The 18965-nt window shown below is 35.3% G+C and carries 15 protein-coding genes; 1 reads left to right on the plus strand and 14 read right to left on the minus strand.

What is annotated here, in order from left to right; all coding sequences use genetic code 11:
- Positions 1 to 16: 16 nt before the first annotated feature.
- The 12 genes from sigF to GGQ92_RS02400 all read right to left on the minus strand — a co-directional run bounded on the left by sigF (position 17) and on the right by GGQ92_RS02400 (position 15541).
- Positions 17 to 766, minus strand: coding sequence for an RNA polymerase sporulation sigma factor SigF (gene sigF / locus GGQ92_RS02345; protein WP_425486366.1), 750 nt, complete (start codon positions 764 to 766; stop codon positions 17 to 19).
- A 5-nt stretch (positions 767 to 771) separates the two neighbouring features.
- Entirely contained in the window at positions 772 to 1212 is a 441-nt protein-coding gene (gene spoIIAB, locus GGQ92_RS02350; RefSeq protein ID WP_184244167.1) for an anti-sigma F factor, read from the minus strand.
- Positions 1209 to 1562, minus strand: coding sequence for an anti-sigma F factor antagonist (gene spoIIAA, locus GGQ92_RS02355; protein WP_184244169.1), 354 nt, complete (start codon positions 1560 to 1562; stop codon positions 1209 to 1211). The genes spoIIAB and spoIIAA overlap by 4 nt, the downstream gene beginning before the upstream one ends.
- Positions 1563 to 1765: 203 nt before the next feature.
- Entirely contained in the window at positions 1766 to 2971 is a 1206-nt protein-coding gene (locus GGQ92_RS02360; protein ID WP_246383894.1) for a D-alanyl-D-alanine carboxypeptidase family protein, read from the minus strand.
- Positions 2972 to 3110: 139 nt separating this feature from the next.
- Complete coding sequence (locus GGQ92_RS02365; RefSeq protein WP_184244171.1) at positions 3111 to 4562, minus strand: ABC transporter substrate-binding protein; 1452 nt, start codon at positions 4560 to 4562, stop codon at positions 3111 to 3113.
- Between the two features lie 48 nt (positions 4563 to 4610).
- Positions 4611 to 5609 (minus strand): carbohydrate ABC transporter permease, encoded by a 999-nt coding sequence (locus GGQ92_RS02370; RefSeq protein WP_184244173.1) that lies wholly within the window; start codon positions 5607 to 5609, stop codon positions 4611 to 4613.
- 17 nt (positions 5610 to 5626) lie between these two features.
- A complete protein-coding gene (locus GGQ92_RS02375) occupies positions 5627 to 6481 on the minus strand; it encodes a carbohydrate ABC transporter permease (protein WP_184244175.1) in 855 nt (284 codons plus the stop codon).
- Positions 6481 to 8832 carry a DUF5696 domain-containing protein gene (locus GGQ92_RS02380; RefSeq protein ID WP_184244177.1) on the minus strand — a complete coding sequence of 784 codons (2352 nt, stop codon included), beginning with the start codon at positions 8830 to 8832 and terminating at the stop codon, positions 6481 to 6483. The genes GGQ92_RS02375 and GGQ92_RS02380 overlap by 1 nt, the downstream gene beginning before the upstream one ends.
- Positions 8819 to 10861 (minus strand): YIP1 family protein, encoded by a 2043-nt coding sequence (locus GGQ92_RS02385; RefSeq protein WP_184244179.1) that lies wholly within the window; start codon positions 10859 to 10861, stop codon positions 8819 to 8821. Before GGQ92_RS02385 ends, GGQ92_RS02380 begins: the two co-directional genes overlap by 14 nt.
- An 8-nt stretch (positions 10862 to 10869) precedes the next feature.
- A complete protein-coding gene (locus GGQ92_RS02390; protein WP_184244181.1) occupies positions 10870 to 11739 on the minus strand; it encodes a carbohydrate ABC transporter permease in 870 nt (289 codons plus the stop codon).
- A gap of 14 nt (positions 11740 to 11753) precedes the next feature.
- A complete protein-coding gene (locus GGQ92_RS02395) occupies positions 11754 to 12635 on the minus strand; it encodes a carbohydrate ABC transporter permease (protein ID WP_184244183.1) in 882 nt (293 codons plus the stop codon).
- Positions 12636 to 12649: 14 nt separating this feature from the next.
- Complete coding sequence (locus tag GGQ92_RS02400) at positions 12650 to 15541, minus strand: extracellular solute-binding protein (protein WP_184244185.1); 2892 nt, start codon at positions 15539 to 15541, stop codon at positions 12650 to 12652.
- A 281-nt stretch (positions 15542 to 15822) separates the two neighbouring features.
- Between GGQ92_RS02400 and GGQ92_RS02405 the strand changes: the two genes are divergently transcribed.
- A complete protein-coding gene (locus tag GGQ92_RS02405) occupies positions 15823 to 16725 on the plus strand; it encodes an ArsR/SmtB family transcription factor (RefSeq protein ID WP_184244187.1) in 903 nt (300 codons plus the stop codon).
- Between the two features lie 74 nt (positions 16726 to 16799).
- Here the strand turns inward: GGQ92_RS02405 and GGQ92_RS02410 are convergent, their stop codons facing one another.
- Both GGQ92_RS02410 and GGQ92_RS02415 read right to left on the minus strand, forming a co-directional pair.
- The gene (locus GGQ92_RS02410) at positions 16800 to 18104 is read right to left on the minus strand and encodes a pyrimidine-nucleoside phosphorylase (RefSeq protein ID WP_184244189.1); all 1305 of its coding nucleotides are present in this window, start codon (positions 18102 to 18104) and stop codon (positions 16800 to 16802) included.
- Positions 18105 to 18125: 21 nt separating this feature from the next.
- Positions 18126 to 18947: a purine-nucleoside phosphorylase gene (locus GGQ92_RS02415; protein WP_184244191.1), complete on the minus strand. Its 822-nt coding sequence runs from the start codon at positions 18945 to 18947 to the stop codon at positions 18126 to 18128.
- Between the last annotated feature and the right edge of the window lie 18 nt (positions 18948 to 18965).

The raw sequence follows: 18965 nt of genomic DNA on the forward strand, positions 1-18965 counted from the left end.
ATTGTATTTCATCCTATTAATTAAGCATTTCAATTTTTATTTTTTCGAGTATTTTTTTCTCAATTCTAGACACTTGTACTTGAGATATACCCAATCTTACTGCAACTTCTGTTTGCGTGAAATCTTTATAATAACGTAAATAAACGATTAATCTTTCTCGATGGTCTAATTCGTTAATTATTTGTTCAATTGTCAGTTTATCAAACCAATTATCGCCTTCGTCTGCAATTTGGTCTAATAACGTAATAGGATCACCATCATTTTCATAGACTGTTTCATGGATAGACTGGGGCTTTTTCGTTGCCTCTTGAGCATGAATGATTTCTTCAGGGTCTAAGTGCAAATATTCTGCAAGTTCATTGATTGTTGGCGAACGTCCGTAACGTTTTGTTAGCTCATCAGATGCCCGTCTAATTTTATTGTTAATTTCCTTTAATGTACGACTAACTTTTACTGTGCCATCATCTCGGATAAATCTTTGAATCTCTCCAATAATCATTGGAACGGCATAGGTAGAAAACTTCACATCATAATTTAAATCAAATTTATCAATAGATTTTAATAATCCGATACACCCTATTTGAAATAAGTCATCCTGATCATACCCTCGATTTAAGAATCTTTGTACGACAGACCATACTAATCGTGTATTCTTCTCTACTAATAGACTTCTAGCCGAATTATCTCCGGCCTGACTATTTCGAATTAGCTTTTTTACTTCCTGATCAGTTAATGGTGATGAACTAGTATTTGTCTTCATCTGCATCACCCTTAATTACTCAACGTCTTCGTAGTTTGAAACTCTTTGATTAGTTTAATTGTTGTACCTTTACCTATCTCAGATTCTATTTCTATTTTATCCATAAAATTCTCCATAATTGTAAAGCCCATACCTGAACGTTCTAATTCTGGTTTTGAGGTATAAAGCGGCTCTTTTGCTAAATCAATATTATTTATGCCTACCCCATGGTCGCGGATTTCTAAATGCAGAACGTGTTCATTTATTTCACATGTAATATACACTTCTTGATTCGGGTCCTCTTCATAGCCGTGTATAATCGCATTCGTAACTGCTTCACTCACTACTGTTTTTATTTCTGTTAATTCATCCATAGTAGGGTCTAATTGAGAAACAAAGGATGCTACAGTTACTCTAGCAAAAGCTTCATTCTGACTCAGACTCTTAAATTGCAGTTTCATACTATTATTCATGAAGCCACCCCCAGCTTGTTTAATGCAAATTTCTCATCCTCCGCTAAACGAATAATTTTGAATAACCCGGACATATCAAACAAACGCTTTACTGCATTATTGACCGAGCACACTACCATTTCTCCACCTTGCTCTGTGATTTCTTTATATCGCCCCAGTACTACACCTAACCCAGAGCTATCCATAAACGATAATTTGTCTAAATTTAATATTACATGTTGAACAGAATGCTTTCTCAAATGTTCTTGCCAATCTGTTTTAAGTTTAGTTGCTGAGTGATGATCTAATTCACCTTCCAAACGCACAATCAATACATTTTCAACAATAGAAAAATCTGATAGAAGCTGCATGCCTTTCCCTCCCAATTTTTTTCACATAGTTAAACTTCTATATTTCTGTTAATGATTCCTTTTTAACGACAAAACTAGAAGAGATTCGCCTTCAATACTCATAAATTGCTAATCTTCCGTAAGTAGAGATTCACTAGAAATGCAAAAAAAGCGGTTAACGGCTCATAGGAATCTTTAACTCCTATGAGCCTTTTCATTACATACTATCTGGATAGAAACTTACTAGCCGTTCGTTGAAACAATTGCCATATACTTGCATTCTTTACATCATCCTGAATAATTAAGTCGGTTTTTTGCACTACTTCATCATCAAGAAGTACTTCAAGCTCACCGACTGCTTGATTTTTTTTAAGTGGCAACTGTATATCTTGATTAATTTTTATTCTAGTTTCTAAATTGTTTAAATCTGATCCCTTTTCATAAAGTAAGGATACGGAATCATCCGTTACGACATTAACTTTCTCACGATTTGCTTTCATCCATTTGAATTCTGTTACCTTTTCATTTTTTTGAAATATTGGCTTTGTCTCAAACTTGCTATATGCATAATCAAGTAATTGACTAACATCGCTATTTCTATCCTTGGAAGTTTCTGCCCCAAATACAACAGCTATTGCACGCATTCCATTCTTTTCAGCTGTAGCAGTTAAGCAATATTTAGCTTCATTTGTAAAACCAGTTTTTAGACCATCGACTCCATCATAGAATCGCACTAACTTATTTGTATTAACTAGCCAAAATTCATTTTCTTCGCCTTTCCTTAAGTAATCTTCATAAATACTTGTGTATTCTGTAACCATTTCATATTTAAGTAATTCTTTCGAAATCATAGCCATGTCATATGCTGTACTATAGTGCTCTTTAGCTGGTAGTCCTGTTGTATTTTGAAATAACGTATTCTTTAAACCTAATTCCTTCACCCTATCATTCATTAATTGCACAAAGGCTTCTTCACTCCCAGCAATTCTTTCAGCCATAGCTACACTTGCATCATTCGCGGAAGCAATTGCTATTCCTTTGAGTAATTCATCGACAGACATTTCTTCCCCTTCTTCAAGGAATATTTGAGATCCTCCCATGGATGCAGCATATTCACTAGTCCTAACCTTCTCATCCATCGTAATTTTACCATTTTCAATGGCCTCCATAATTAACAATAATGTCATTATTTTCGTCATACTTGCTGGAGAAAGTTTTTCATGAGGATTTTTGTCAAATAGAATCTGACCTGTATCCCTTTCAATTAAAATAGCTGATTTTGAATTACTAGCTAACTGCGGGCTTGCTGTCTCAATAGCTGTTTCTTCAGTACCTATCGATTCTTCATGATGGTGAGCCATTACTGGGGATGCAACAATAGACACGAATAGAAATATCAAGATAAAGAGTTTGAAGATTTTTTGTACCAATACGATCACCTCCACATAATAACAGCTCTAGTATTCCCCGAACTGTTTATTTTTATAACTTACATTTCTAGCTAAATTAAAAAAGCTGTTGATCTCCAACAATTAGGAGACCAACAGCTTGAAAAACTAAATTTTTATCTTAATAGAATAATTCCTGTATTGCTTCCTCTCGATATTGATTTGCTTTCTCTGTTAAATCTTGCGCAATATCGTGAGCATTTACTTCGCCATTCGCAGTTGCTGATTCAACATCACCATATTCTCCACCAAAGTAGACTTCATCCAAGAATGTTTGGAAGCCTGGCTGAGCTGCTCCGCCAAGTGGAATCGGATGCTTTGCTCTTGCTAAGAAGTCATCATAATAATGACTTTCCGGTAGTAATGCTCGTAAACCATCCCAAATTTCTTGATCTTTTACTAATGGTAGACCATCTGGGTGTTGGAATATCAGTTGACCGTTTTCATCCTGTAATGTTTCAAATGCTGTTAACTTGTGTTCCCAGCCTTCTGAACCCCAACCAAAGAACTTTAACAATTCATATGCTTCCCTAGGATGCTCTGTCGCTGAAGAAATTGCACCAAAATCTATAAATGCAGGCTTATTTTCTGTTGAGGCGTTGTCTCCTTTTGGAACTACGTATGGCACCCATTTAATACCCTTATCTACAAATTCCGGTTCTGCAAATAAACCTACTGTCCACCAAGCATCAAGTTGCATCGCTAATCGGCCTGTATTCGCAACCCACAATTCACGATCACCAAATGCAGCTTCTGCCTCATCGGTATCAAAGAATGGAGCGTGAACTCCACTTCGAACAAACTCTGCATGTTGCATTGCGGCATCTGCCCAATCAGCTGTTAAATCATAGGATTCCCCATCCCATCCGAACTCGCCATAGCCATCTGGATTTACGATAGGAGCAATTGTTACTAGTTTTGTAAATGTATTATAACCAAATATACCTTGTTCTGGTACCGTCATCTGTTGCATTAAATCAATCATCTCACTATATGTCCAATCGGGAGATGGCATTTCAACATTTAGCTGTTCAAATACATTTTCATCAAGAAAGACAGTATAAGGGTAATAATTAGCTGGAGCTGCAAGCTTTCTTTCCCCATCAAAATATCCTGCATCTTTGATTGTGTCTAAAAGATTTTCATTCTCTGGATCTGCTTCAAAATATTCTGTCATATCTCCTAGCCAAGCATTCCGAATTGCAATATCTACATTTCCTAAATACCAGAAGACATCCGGTAGCTCTCCAGTACTTGCTAAGTTAGTTAAATGATCGTTCCATCCTTCTTGCTCTAACTGAACCAGTTCTACAGTAATATTCGGATATTTTTCCATGAACTTATCTGCTAAATATTGGTTTAGCTCATGGTTTGCCCAGGACGCATAACTTAATGTAATTTCCTCATCTGTAATGTCTACTAATTCATTCGTTTCATCTGCTCCTTCTTCAGTGTTGCTTTCCCCTCCCTCATTTACTTGATCATCTTCAGAAGCACTATCAGAAGAACAACCAGCTATGACAAAAATGAAGACACTTGCTAACAACAATAACCACCATTTCTTACGTAACATATTTCTCCCCCATTCCTATTTTCACTAATTAATTTATATTACGGTGAACTATTCACCGGTAATACCAGTACGATCTACACTCTCTACGAAATACCGTTGTAGAAAAAAGTATACGATTAAAAGTGGTAGAATACTAATAAATGTTCCAGCCATTTTAATTCCTTCATTAATCTTATTAGGGCTGTTTTCGGTTACTGGGTACATTGCTTCATAATTTTGTTCAAATTGTTGGAGTTGAAGCAATATGGTTGTAATATCTGTTGATTTGCTTGTCAGATACAGCGTTGTTAAATACGTTTCATTCCAATACCAAACAAAGGAGAATAGAAAGGACACAATAAAAGCAGGGACAGCCATTGGAATTGCTATTCTAAAAAATGCTGTTAACTGACCAGCACCATCTACTTCTGCCGCTTCATATAAGGATGTCGGTGTCTGTTTGAAAAATTGATAAAAAATTAAGATGAAAATGGTACTGTTAATCCCCTGTCCTAATGCCGCTGGAATCCAGAAGGCATTGATAGAACCTGTCAATCCTATCTCACTAAACAAGCGGTACGTAGGCATCATTAAAATTTGTGGAGGTATGATGAAACTGAAAATCATCAAACCAAACAATATCTTTTTAAATGGGAAATCAAATCTAGCAAATCCATAACCTACTAATGAAGCGACGATTACTTGAAAAATAGTAGGTATGAAAGCAATAATAAAACTGCCTAGTAATGACTTTCTAATATTCATTACTGAAAATGCTTGTTGATAGTTATCTGTATAAAATACAGAAGGTATCCATCTCACCGATGAATCTAGTAAATCCGCTAATGACATCATACTCGTTACAAACATATGCATCATAGGATATAGATACACAAAGCCAATACAAAGTAAGAGCGTATAAATAACAAGCTTCATTAAAAAACCTTTCTTATCATTCATACCAAATAAAAAACGATTGACTTTTACACTGAATAATCGCCCTTTTTCCTTGAAGGAGAGCGTCGGATCTTTAAAAACTTGTATAAATCCACTTGGACTTTTCGCCATTAACCTCTCTCCTTTCATTAAATAGTGTGCTTGGTTTTTCTTTCTCGAAAAGCTAAGAAAATTAGAAGAAGTAATATTCCTATGATGACGGAATACATCCATGCCATGGCTGAAGCAAACCCATACCCTCTCGTAGCATTAAACATATTTGCATAAATTAGGTCAATAATTGGATTTTGACCACTATTTGCAAGAGCCACTAATGTATAGACTGTATTAATTAAAATAATAGGTTTGATAGTAGGTAACGTTATCTTCCAAAAACATTCCCAGCTCGAACCACCGTCAATTTTTGCTGCTTCATATAAGGTCGGGTCTATTTTTTGTAGTACTGCTAAGAATATTAATATTTGAACGCCTGAGAACCATAGGATAACAATAATCTGCCCAAATAAATCTGCAATTGCGCTTGTCAAAAACATCGGGAAAATTTGACTCAGTAAACCTACTATAATGTCCTGATTCACCATAGGAATGGAAGTGGCTCCCTGATCAACCAATTGGTTAATTACAGGACCACTTGCCACTATTACTGGTAAAAAGAAAATCGTACGAAAGGTTCCCTTAAATTTAACATTTTGATTTAATAGCATTGCGATAATTAAAGCAAAGACAACTATTACCGGCACTCTTAATAAAGCGCTTACTGAGAAGTTTAAAAGCTCCTGTAAAAAGAACATATCTTTCAGCCAAACGTCTAAGTAATTATTGAATCCTACGTATCTAAACTGTAAGCCCACTGGCGTTATTCGCATACTATTCAAGCTATAATAAAAAGATTGTCCCATTGGCCATAGTACAAACAATAAAAATCCAATTAACCACGGCATTATAAAGAGGTATCCATATACAGTTTTTCTTTTTATTTTCATTAGTTGGTCACCACCTTATAACTTAAACCGTCTAATGTATAGCCATCTATTTCTTGTACTTCGTCAGCATAATTCACATAAATAATAGTGTCATTACTAAAAGTAACTTTTGTGATTGTTTCCTTCTTTTCATGATTTATTATAACAGCGTCCCCTACAGTTTCATGTATTGCTTGTAATTCTTCGTGATAACTCGGAATCATTTCCTCGTAACGCTCATATTCTGAGCTATAAATGTCAGAGGAATTTGTATTTTTTAAAGCGGAAGGATTCTCATCTGTTATATAGAATGACGGGTATAACCCTTGCTCTACAAGTTGTAGAAAAAACTCTTCTTGATTTGCTTGAAAATTCGTGTATTCTGCATACATTGGTACTAAGCCTCTTAGAGTAAGCGAGATAAATGGTATATCTTCATCTGTGAAAACATAATTCGACGAGCTTATTGGTACATCTATTAGTGCTTCTGTTTTATCCCATAAGTAGGAGAATGGTTGTTCTAATAATAGATTGAAGCTCTCATCGTAATCCGTGATCACTTCTTCATAAATACTCTTTGTTTTTATCCTATCCTGCTCCTTGTTTCCATCACTATAAGAGAACAAGTGATTCGTAATTCCACCGAGCATCACGTTATCAATGTTAGCTTTCTCATATTCCTTGTTCATTCTCTCTAATATTTTCATAGTAGACTCGGGATGTAGAAACTGAAAGCCTTCATAAACGTTCCCATACACTTTCTCTTCATGTGTTCTTTTGTTAAATTTTTTCATCAGTTTATGACGGTTACTTGAAAACTCATCTGAATTAAATCTTAGGGCATTATGATAGAGATACATGTCTATGTTGTTCTCTTGGCTAAATTGGATGAAGTCTTCTAATGTAACTTCATTTTCAAGAGATTTATCTGCAGAACTAGAGAGAATTGGTAATCCACCATGTATACCTTTATTCTGCCAACCTTTGTATATGGATAAAATATCGTTTACTCCACGGTCCTGTAAGTCTTCCAATATCCTTTTCCCCGAATCAAAAGTTGTCATTGGGACCTCTTTCTTCCTTATTAATCCTTGTTCTACTTCTGCTCCAAGAAAATCAATCCTTGATTGAAATCGTATGTCCTTCTTTTCGACTAAGTTATTGTCAACCAAATATTCACGATATAACGAGGCTAATCCCATATAATTCGCATACTCTTCCTGTACAAATTGGTAATGTACTTTTATATCAAAATTGTTTCTATTTTTTTGACGAACGACCATTGTTCCTGTATCTTGACTCGTTGGTTGATTATATACTTGTCGGTAGATAAATTTGGATGTGATCCAATTGTATGGAAGGATAGCACCGCTTGGATAGGCTTCTATTTTTGCACTAAATTGTCCTTCTTCGATAATTCCTAAGTAACCAAATTCTGAATCCGTATGTATCATTCCAAATACTGGCATTAATATATTCTCTGGATCATTGAAAGGATTCATTCGATTAAATAAGGAAAGTACATACGATTCATCAATTCCTACATTTTCTCCATAAACCATATTAGAGTATGGTTGCTTAAATTTTCCGTTATTATCCTTTAGATGAATCAATGCACCCGACCCGTCCGGAATGAACATGTAGCCGTTACGCTCACCTAATATGGAGTAACCTAGAAAAGGATAAATGTACAGTGATGCCATTTTATATTTATCGGATTCTTCTATAATGGTTTCTTGTGGTATCTCTACCGTGATGCCTTTATCCGTTAACTGCACATGCACATCAAAAGATATTTGTAGCTCTGGATAATGAATCGAAGCAATAAAACCAGATTCGGTATTCGTAATTTTCTTTTCTGGATTTTCAGAATACATATCTGCTTGATACACTACGATATTTGTGTCCACCAAGTACTCCATAACGATTCCGGATTGAGTAAAATTCTTCCAGGATTCATTGCTATCGATTGGATCTTGAACAGTAGAATACATCAATGCACCTGAATGTTTATTTCTTAAAATAATAGACAAATTCTCTTCATTTAAATAAAGTTCATAGTGGTCGTTTTCTATTAAAAATGGATGATTATCAATTTTCTCCTGTTTTGAATGGAGAAACAGCGGACGTGTCTCCTCTAAGGGTGCATCTTCTACCACCTGTTCAGGGATTACTTCTTCAGGGATTGTATCTCCTTCGCCTTCTTCTTCTACAGGTTCTTCTTCCTCTGCCGGCACTTCTGGAGCTGCAGGAATATCTAATACCTGATCGGATTCTTCCGTCTGAGAGACAACATAGATAAAACTTCCTACTACTAGTAAGAATAAGAGTAGTTTAAAAATGGTTGAAATTCTCCATTTACCGATTTTCAATTCGATACACCCCCTCATTGAAGACAGAAACAACAAACTGAATCATTTGGACGATTAGCACATAGACGATAAATAGAAGTAAAACCGTAATCAGTATCATAAATAGAGTTAAAAAGATTATTTTAAATGTCCCCCGTATGCTGTAGCCGTTTATTTCTTTAATCATTAGAAAGAGTAATATCCCTACCCAGCAATATATAATAAAATTTGCTAAACTTAATAAATAGGCCTCATTATACGTTAAAAAATTACTCAAAATAATTAAAAGTGGTTTAAAGAAAACATAAGGTGCAAAGGCATAGATAAATCCAGTTAGTACATGCTTGAATTTACCTTCCCCATCATTAATCGTACAAATTAAATAGTGACACGTTATAACTAATAGAAATATAGCAAAAAAACTAATTACATCATTCGCAAAATTATATTCTCCATCTTGGACAATTCGAAAAATAAATCCAGAATAATATTTATCTGCTACGTAAATAGCGAAAATGATAATGAGCCAAAATAGTGCGGCTGGAACGGAAGCTTTCTTTTCATGCTGTATACTGTAATAACTATCGATTGGGTGACGAATTAAATTTTTTATAAAAACTATTTTTCGTAACCAATTCCATCTTTCGCTTTCATTGAATCGCTGTCGGAAACGTTCCTTCCATTGGAACTTTTTATTTAACCGCTTCCATACTTGAGCAGCTATGAGCCAAATAATCACGATATAGAATAGATAAATAACATTTTCTCTCATCCAAACGTTCCGAACTTCCCAAAATGCATCTGAATAACCATCTTTATACTTCGCTTGCCGGAATGCATCCATTGCTTCTTGGTAATTTTCTTCCTTGAAATATGCTTCACCCAATCCTAGCTGAGCAAAATCGAATAATCCATTTAAACGAATAACCTCTTTCCATGGTTCTTTACTTGCCTCATAGTCTCCATTTTGATAAAGATTCAGACTCTCATGAACTAGGGATGCAAACTCTGTTGGCTCGAAAATTTGTATTTGGTTTTTTTCCGGATCAAGCGCATAAATATTGCCGCTCTCATCTACCGAAATAGCAGATATCTTACTAAACAAGCCCACACGCTGTCGGCCATCATCCCGACCACCAAACACAAATAATAGATTACCTTCACTTGTATATTCATAGATAAAACCATTTTCGCTTGCTACAAATATATTTTCTAGAGAACCTATCTCTACGGATATGGGAAATTCATCAAACACCTTCGTATCCAATATATTTCTTCCTGCTACATTCAGTTTACGTATCCCCTCCGCGTTCTCTCCTTGTGAGACTGCGTAAACAAGACCTTTCTCGTCAATATTAATGTTTTTCGCTGTAGCTGGTACCATATCAATCATTCGACTTAACTGTTCTTCTGTAAAAATTGCTCTTCTAAATGCAGTAAGCGGACTAACAACGGTTTGATTAGGAGCAAAATAACCGATAAACTCTCCACTATTTGCATTGATTTGGATAATACCATTCGAATTTCCACGAGAGATAATGTAAATATTATCTCTTTTATCTACTGCAACTTTTTCAGGAACAAACGTGGCTTTCTCTCCAAAAAGTATACTTTCTGGACGTTCAAATTCTTGAAGTAATTCACCATTTTTGCTAAATATAAATATCTTTGCAGCAACTTCATCTGCAACATATAACTTTTCATCATGTGATATAAAAATACCTGTTGGCTTTTGAAGAATCCCGTCTCCAATGATTCGTTCTAAGGATCCGTTTTTATTTCCTACCAAGATTCTTTTATTTCCAGTATCCGCTACGTAGATGAGACCACTTTCATCAACCTTCATATCCTGTGCTTGTAAAAATACTTCATCATCAAATTGAATGATAGTCTCATTCACTGTGTAAGCAGTTTGCGTTTCTACGTATTGCCCATACCCATCCTCTGTAAATGTTTTATATGCCGTTTCTGCCTGTACCGGGATGGTGTTGATAAGCCACATTGCAGACATTACAAGCAGAATGACCAGTATTCTATTCATCTTCTTCATCATTACACCTACTTTAATCCCGAATGTGACATCGTATTCATTACTTTACTTTGTAAAATAATGAATAGTAATAAGTTCGGAACAAACATTATCAATGCTGCTACAGCAGCCATCCCTTGTCCAACTACTACATTTGTCTCTATAGCCAAGGTACTCATATAAAATGCTAGCGTTCTCATATTCTCGCTCGTTGTAAATAATGTGGATGTTTCTAAGTCATTCCAAACGAGTTGAAAAGCGAGTATTGCAGCTGTTGCCACAGCGGGTCTAATTAATGGCAAGATGATCTTCCAGTAAATCTTAAAATTACTTGCGCCATCTATAACTGCTGCTTCTATTAGAGTATCTGGTATTTGATCAATAAACTGTTTGATTAGAAATAACCCAACTGGCATGGCAATTAGCGGGAAAATATGAGCAAAATACGTGTCCTCAATCCCTAGAATAGAAACAGTCAAATATCTTGGAATCATTACAGCAATCGGTACAAACATTAATGCTGCATTATTAATCTCGAAAATAGCATTTTTACCACGAAATTGTTTCTTCGATAAAACATAGCCCGCTAAAGTAGAAATAAATACGGATAAGAAAACAACAGCTCCTGTCACTAATAAACTATTAAATATATATCTACTTAGTGGAATACCAGATGTATTTGCTAAATCAAAGAGGTTTTCAAAATTCTCTACGGTTGGCTTAATAACAAAAAATCTAGGTGGAAAAGCGTATAACTCATCTAAAGGTTTAAATGCATGATTAAATATGAAAACAATAGGTAGTAACATAAAAATAGCAAATGGTATCAGGAAGACATAGAATTTTAATTGGCTTCGATGAAACCTTTTTGGATTAACTCCACTGCTTTTAAAAGCCATATCAACCTTCCTTTCTAAGACTCACTAAACAGTTTCTTTGATACATAGGAAAATAAGTAAATGATTAATAACAGAACGACGGATAATGCTGCGGCATAGCCCATTTCAAAGCGGATAAATCCGTAGTCTTCTATATGGTTCACCATTAATTGACCAGCATAGGATGGAGTTGGATTAGATCCTGTCAACTCCACTCCAATTGCACCAGTAGAAAATGTACCAACTATCGCCATAACTGCTCCAAACAACATCTGTGGTTTCATTGACGGAATAGTGATATAAATTAATTCTTGAAAACGGTTTTTTATCCCATCTATTGCTGCTGCCTCATACAACGTTTCATCTACATTGAGAACACCTGCTAGCATTGCTAAAAACCCTACTCCCATACTGCTCCATAATGCTACTACAATCATTATTAAAAGGATAAAGCGTGTGTCTTGAAGCCAAATCAAAGGTTCGTTTATGAAACCTATTTGCATCAGTAAGCTATTTACATAACCTGATTGATTACCACTAAATATAACTTTCCATACTACTGCCATTGCGACACCTTGGGTCATTGAAGGTGAATAAAATATTAACGCCAAGATAGTTCTAGGTATTGCGGTTAATTGCGCTAATGACCAAGCCAAAACAAAAGACAATACATAACCGCCTGGTCCAACTATCAAGGCAAATAGTACAGTGTTAGGTAATACATACTGCATAAAAATCTCGTCTTGTGTTAGTAAATTTATATAATTGAGAAAACCAACAAAATCAGGCATTTCAATCGTATTAAAATTGGTGAATGATAATACAATAGCCATTACCACTGGTACAATAATAAACAACATAAACATTGATAAATATGGGAGCAAGAATAAATAGGAAGTTCTATTATCTTTTTTCATGTTTTGCCCTCCGTTTATTCATAATAAAGCTCCGGATTAAAATAAGGTTTTATTAACTCGCCATTTTTCCAGAATCCGAATTCTTCAAGTTTTCTTTCCGTTTCCCGGTTAATTCGCTTACTCGAAAGATCTATCGCTGTTCGTAAATTTTCGCCATCTAAAACGATCGAGTTATAAGCATTTGATAACTCACGCTCAAGCATATAGCTTCCTGGAACTCTTGGAACCTCTGTTATCCAATCGGCCTGTGCGAAAATTACATCCTTATGGTCTTGAGACCAAGGTAATCCGTTATATGCTTCTATGTTTGCTGTATTCCACATATATTCTTTTCCATAAGTGATTTGTAGCGCATTTCCAAAGGCTGACTGTACCTCCGTACTAGACCACCATTTTAAAAACTCCCACGCTGCATCTTTCTTATCGGAATCACGGAACATAATATTACTTTCTGCTCCTCCTGCTGACCAACGTTCAATTTCACCTGATTCATTTTGGACACCCGGAATGAGTGCGATTTCCCATTGATTCTGAATTTCAGGAGCTGCGTTTAAGATTAAGTTGTACATATAGTAATCAGATATCCCAATCGGAATGGACCCATCACGGAATTGCTGATAAAAACTTGGTACATCATACGGCGCATTATAAATAGTAAATAGCTCGGTTAATTCTCTCATTCCGTGAATAGCTGTATTGTCGTTAAGCAATGTACGGTCAATGGTGTCACCATAAAACCGACCATCATTCTGATAAATAATTGGCATTGTCCCGGCAAATATTTTCAATCCTTCCATTCCGGCAGTAGGATAAAAGAAATTCATACCCTTTCTTTGTAATTCTGGTAAGTAACTTCTTACTTCCTCAATAGTATTAGGGACAGGTAATTCTAATCTTTCTAAAATATCTCTTCTATAGAAAAGCACCCAAAAATTCATCGTGTCCGGTAATGCATAAACACCCTCCTGTACGGTAGCTGGTACTAACATACCTTCAGGGAAGTTGGATATTGTATCATCAAATTCATCTAATTGACTTAAATCTACTAACGCTCCACGTATCGCCATCTCAAAAGGAAGAGCATAGTTAACTCCTAAAGCGACATCAGGTGCTTCACCTGCAGCGTTCGCTAATATTAATTTATTTTGATCCGGCATTAGCGATAAATCGACCTTCATACCTGTTTCAGGTGTAAACTGTTCATCTATCAGCTGCTGCATTATTTCGATATATTGTCTTGGTCGATTAACCCAAACTTGTAAATTATTTGGATTCACATTGTTAACTGCATAATCTTGACTACCAAATGAGTTTACAAGTCGTTTCACATTCCCCCACTGTTTCTCAAAGAAGCCTGTACCTACTTGAATGTCATCTTCATTTTGATATAAATAGATTTTATCTATTGAAACACCATTATTATTTATATCTTGTAGTAAATTACCTAAATGAGCAGTTATAGAATTAGTACCCGTAGACAATTCCGATTTCCTTACAACTAATTTATCTACTTCTTCTGATATACTTCTTAGTTGTTCCGAAGCAATCACAAGTGATGAAAATGCACCAATTTCATTTGTATCTTTGTTAAACGCTTTTATTCGTGCGTACAAGTTATCGAGACTGTCCGCCCAATCGTTTAATAGTTGTTCCGTTCCAGGTAGGTATCCTTCAATGTCTAAATCTCTATTGCGATCAGGATTAGGACCAATTAAATTGGTAAGTTCTAAAGACAACGATTGAACCTCTGAACTAATTTGTTCTATTTCTTCAATTGCTTCTTTTATCGGCCCTAAAGTTAGTTGAAAGCTTAGTGTATTCGTTCCCTGTTCAAGGTATAAAGGAATCTTTTGGTTGTCTGATTGGAAGTGTAAAAGTTCATAAGATGATTGATAGGGAATTGTGTAGTGTTGGAGTTCTTTGTATGGGATGCTTTCGTTTATCAATATATCCATAAATACCGGAAAGTCAGCTTTTGCTTTCTGTTGGTAATGTGTTGCTAAATAATAATATCCACTGTCCTCTACCTCTATTTCAAAAGTTATTTTATGACCTGCATTTTTGAATGAACTACCATCTATATGGTTTAGTTTTATATTCTCAGAACTATACGGAGTAATCTCAGGGTTATATACTCCGGCTGACCGGATGGATGAATCATTTTTATATGTATGGTTCTCTGCCTCTATTTCGATATAAGCACTTCCGCTTACTTCTTCATCAGGCATGGTCGGTAGGTCTTCTTTACCTTTTAAGTAAACACTTTTTATATTTAAATTTCCTTCCGTGGACGTTAATGTTAGTTTATTTTCACCTTTTTGTAATGGAATAAAAAAAGGTTCTGATTCACGATAACTCGTATCGATTAAATATTTTGTTTGCCAACTATCCATTTTGATTGGCTGGGGAATAATTTCATTGCCATATTTATCTAAAGATAAATCTAATGGGTTTTTCCATTTGCTTTCGAATACAATGTTTCGTAATTCGTAAAACATAATTTCATCGTTTACCTTGACCTCGGTTTGAGTAGGTAGAACTTGGTTGCCTTCAATGAAATACTCTAATCCTATTTGATAAGCACCATCTTGCGGAGCGTTGATATAAATGTCAACCGTTTCACCATGTTCAATGCTTGCTGCTATTTCACCATCTACATTTTTCAACTTAGTAGAGTCCTTAATTAAATCGCTTACATTTTGGGAAGCAATAATATCACCCTTATAGAAGTTCAATCCTTCTTCTTGAAGTTTACTGTACTTCTTTTCTACTAGTTGTTCACTACGTATGGTGTCTAAAATCTCTGAAGTTGGTTCTTCAGCTTGTACGTTCAATTTAGTTACATTGAGTAGGATTGTGACGCAAGCAATAATAGTAACACTAGTAATTAAAGGCTTTAACCCCATGCATACCACCTCGTTAACGTATATATTTTCATAAGAGTTATTTATTTTTTTAATTTATTCTTAAATTAAATATACATACAAGTTAAATAATAGTCAATAACATTTTTATATTTTAAGATATATTTTTTGTTCATTTGATTAACTAATTTGTTTACTACTTGCTGAAATAATGATATATTAATTAATACACCCGATAAACAAAGTGTATTTTTGTAATGCTTATCGATGCATATATTTAAATTTCTGAGAGTTTTAAAAACATTAAGGAATGGGATGGTTGTATGCAGTTAGAGATAGATAAATCTTATTTACCAGTATATGAGGCATTAGCTAGTGAAGTAAGACTAGAAATTATTCAGTTACTTTCTAAAAACAAAATGAATCTTAAAGAATTAGCAAATGAATTAGGGATTAGTAGCCCTATCGTTAAAAAACATGTAGAAAAATTGGAAACTGCAGGTATTATCAAAACGGAAAAAATACCAGGAAAGTCTGGTATCCAAAGAATATCTATTTTAAAAGTAGATCATATTGAAATTAATTTCCCTAAGAAAATTTATCATTCGTTTGCTACATATGAAACTTATATTCCTGTCGGACATTATATAGATTATCACGTCGTTCCAACATGTGGAATCGCTACAGGTAAGGATTTTATTGGGCCGGTTGATGATCCAAAGTATTTTATGGATCCTAAACGTGTGGATGCTGGTATACTTTGGTTTACACAAGGGTTTGTAGAGTATAAAACGCCTAATTTCTTAAAAGAAGAAGATAAATTACAGCAGTTAGATTTTAGCTTTGAAATTTCATCAGAATTCCCGTTTTCTAATTCAATCTGGCCATCCGATATCACCTTTTACTTGAACGATATCGAATTAGGTACATGGATTAGTCCTGGTGACTTTGCGGATACAAGAGGAAAATATACACCCGATTGGTGGCCACATAATGTCAATCAATACGGTCTTCTAAAAACAGTTAGAGTTACCTCTCATGGTACATATATCGATGGTGATCCAATATCTACAATCACAATCCAAGATTTAAATTCAAACACGGATGTATGGAAGTTACGCTTTGAAGTGAAGGAAGACGCGAAGCATGTAGGAGGTCTTACGTTGTTCGGTAAAGGTTTTGGTAATCACGATCAAGATATAAAATTTAAACTATACTATATTTAATAGTTTCCTGCATAAAATGACTCAAACCGGAGCACTCTTCACAGAGCCGCTCCGGTTCATTTTTTTATAGTTGACTACTCTGTAATTATTTCATAGATCATAGGTGATTTTTCTGGTTTAGTCTCAGAAATCGTAATCGCTTCTAAACATAACTTTTTTGATGATTCCATATTGTTGGAATTACTATGAAGCTCAACTATAACTTCTCCTTTCTTCACATAATCACCAATCTTCTTTTGCAATGTAATCCCTGCTGCATGATCAATGGAGTCATCCTTTGTTTGTCTTCCAGCACCTAAGTGCATAGCCGCTAAACCAATTTTTTCTGCTTCTATTTCAGAAACATAACCTTCTTTTGGTGCCTCTACTTCTAGTTGAAACTCCGCTGATGGCAACTTCGTTAAATCATCGATTACCGACGTGTCCCCATGTTGAGCTTTGATAAACTGCTTAAACACCTCGAAAGCCTGGCCATTATCCAATAATTTAGCTAATTCTTTCTTTGCTGTCTCTACATCTGAATAGACGTTTGCCAATATCGTCATATGTGAAACCAATTCAATTGAAAGCTCACGCAAGTCTGCTATTTTCTCACCTTGGAGGACTTGAACAGCTTCTTTTATTTCATTTGCGTTCCCTATCTCGAAACCCAAAGGCTGATCCATGTTACTAATAACAGCTGTTGTATTTCTACCTAGCTTATTGCCGATTTCTACCATACGTTTGGCTAATTCCCTGGCATCTTCAATTGTTTTCATAAAAGCACCCGAACCCGTTTTCACATCTAATACGATGCTATCTGCGCCAGAAGCTATTTTTTTACTCATTACAGAGCTTGCTATAAGTGGAATCGAATCGACTGTAGCTGTAACATCCCTTAATGCGTATAATTTTTTATCTGCGGGTGCTAAATCACCAGTTTGCCCAACGACAGACAACTTTATATCGTTAACTTGTTTCATAAAGTCTTCATTGCTTATTTCCACTTGAAGGCCAGGAATTGCTTCCAATTTATCAATCGTCCCACCAGTATGACCAAGTCCTCTACCAGACATTTTAGCTACCGGAAGACCTGCCGCCGCAGCTAATGGACCAACTATAAATGTTGTTTTATCACCAACTCCTCCGGTTGAATGCTTATCAACCTTATGACCTTCAATGGAACTTAAATCAATTATTTCTCCTGATTGAACCATACTGTTTGTTAAGTGAGCCGTCTCTTCTTCAGACATCCCTTTATAGTAGATAGCCATCATTAATGCTGAAACTTGGTAATCTGGAATTTCATCTTCCATATAACCATTGATAAAGAACTCTATTTCATCTATAGATAAGGATTCACCGTTACGTTTTCTACTGATAATATCTACCATTCGCATCGTGTTATCACTCCAAACTGTTTATAGTGGATAGGTCTCTACAATTTTCTTAATTAGTTGAATAAAATCTACCTTCACTTTCTCAGTTGTCTCGATGACTTCTGTATGAGATAGTGGCTCATCTAATATCCCAGCAGCCATGTTAGAAATACATGAAATACCTAACACATCCATGCCTCCATGGTTCGCTACTATTACTTCAGGTACAGTAGACATTCCAACTGCATCCGCTCCTAGCGTGCGTAACATTCGGACTTCTGCAGGCGTTTCGTAAGCCGGTCCTGTGTTAGCTGCATAGACACCTTGCTTAACCTTTAGATTTAATTGTTCAGCACAACGTAATGCATGGGTTACTAAATTAGTAGAATAGGCATTAGACATATCAGGGAATCGTACACCTAATGCTGAATCATTGCGACCAATTAGAGGATTATCTCCCATCTGGTTAATATGATCTGTAATAATCATCAAATCGCCTGGTGAAAATTCCTCGTTTACACCACCTGCTGCGTTCGTAACAATAAGATTCTTAATTCCGATATATTGCATGACGCGAACTGGAAAGGTAACTTCCTGCATCGTATATCCTTCATAAAAATGAAATCTGCCTTGCATTGCTACAACTTTTTTATTATTTAATTTACCAAAAACTAACTTTCCTTGATGTCCTTCTACAGTAGATACTGGAAATTCAGGAATGTCTTCATATCGTATTGCAATAGGAGACTCAATTTCATCTGCAATAACACCTAAACCAGAACCCAATATAAGTGCAATATCAGGTGTATCATTCCATTCATTCATTAAAAATTCAGCTGCATTTTTGATTTTTATACTAGTCATATACATCTCCCTTTAGTG

The organism is Gracilibacillus halotolerans (assembly GCF_014206945.1).
In the GTDB taxonomy this organism is placed as follows: domain Bacteria; phylum Bacillota; class Bacilli; order Bacillales; family Amphibacillaceae; genus Gracilibacillus; species Gracilibacillus halotolerans.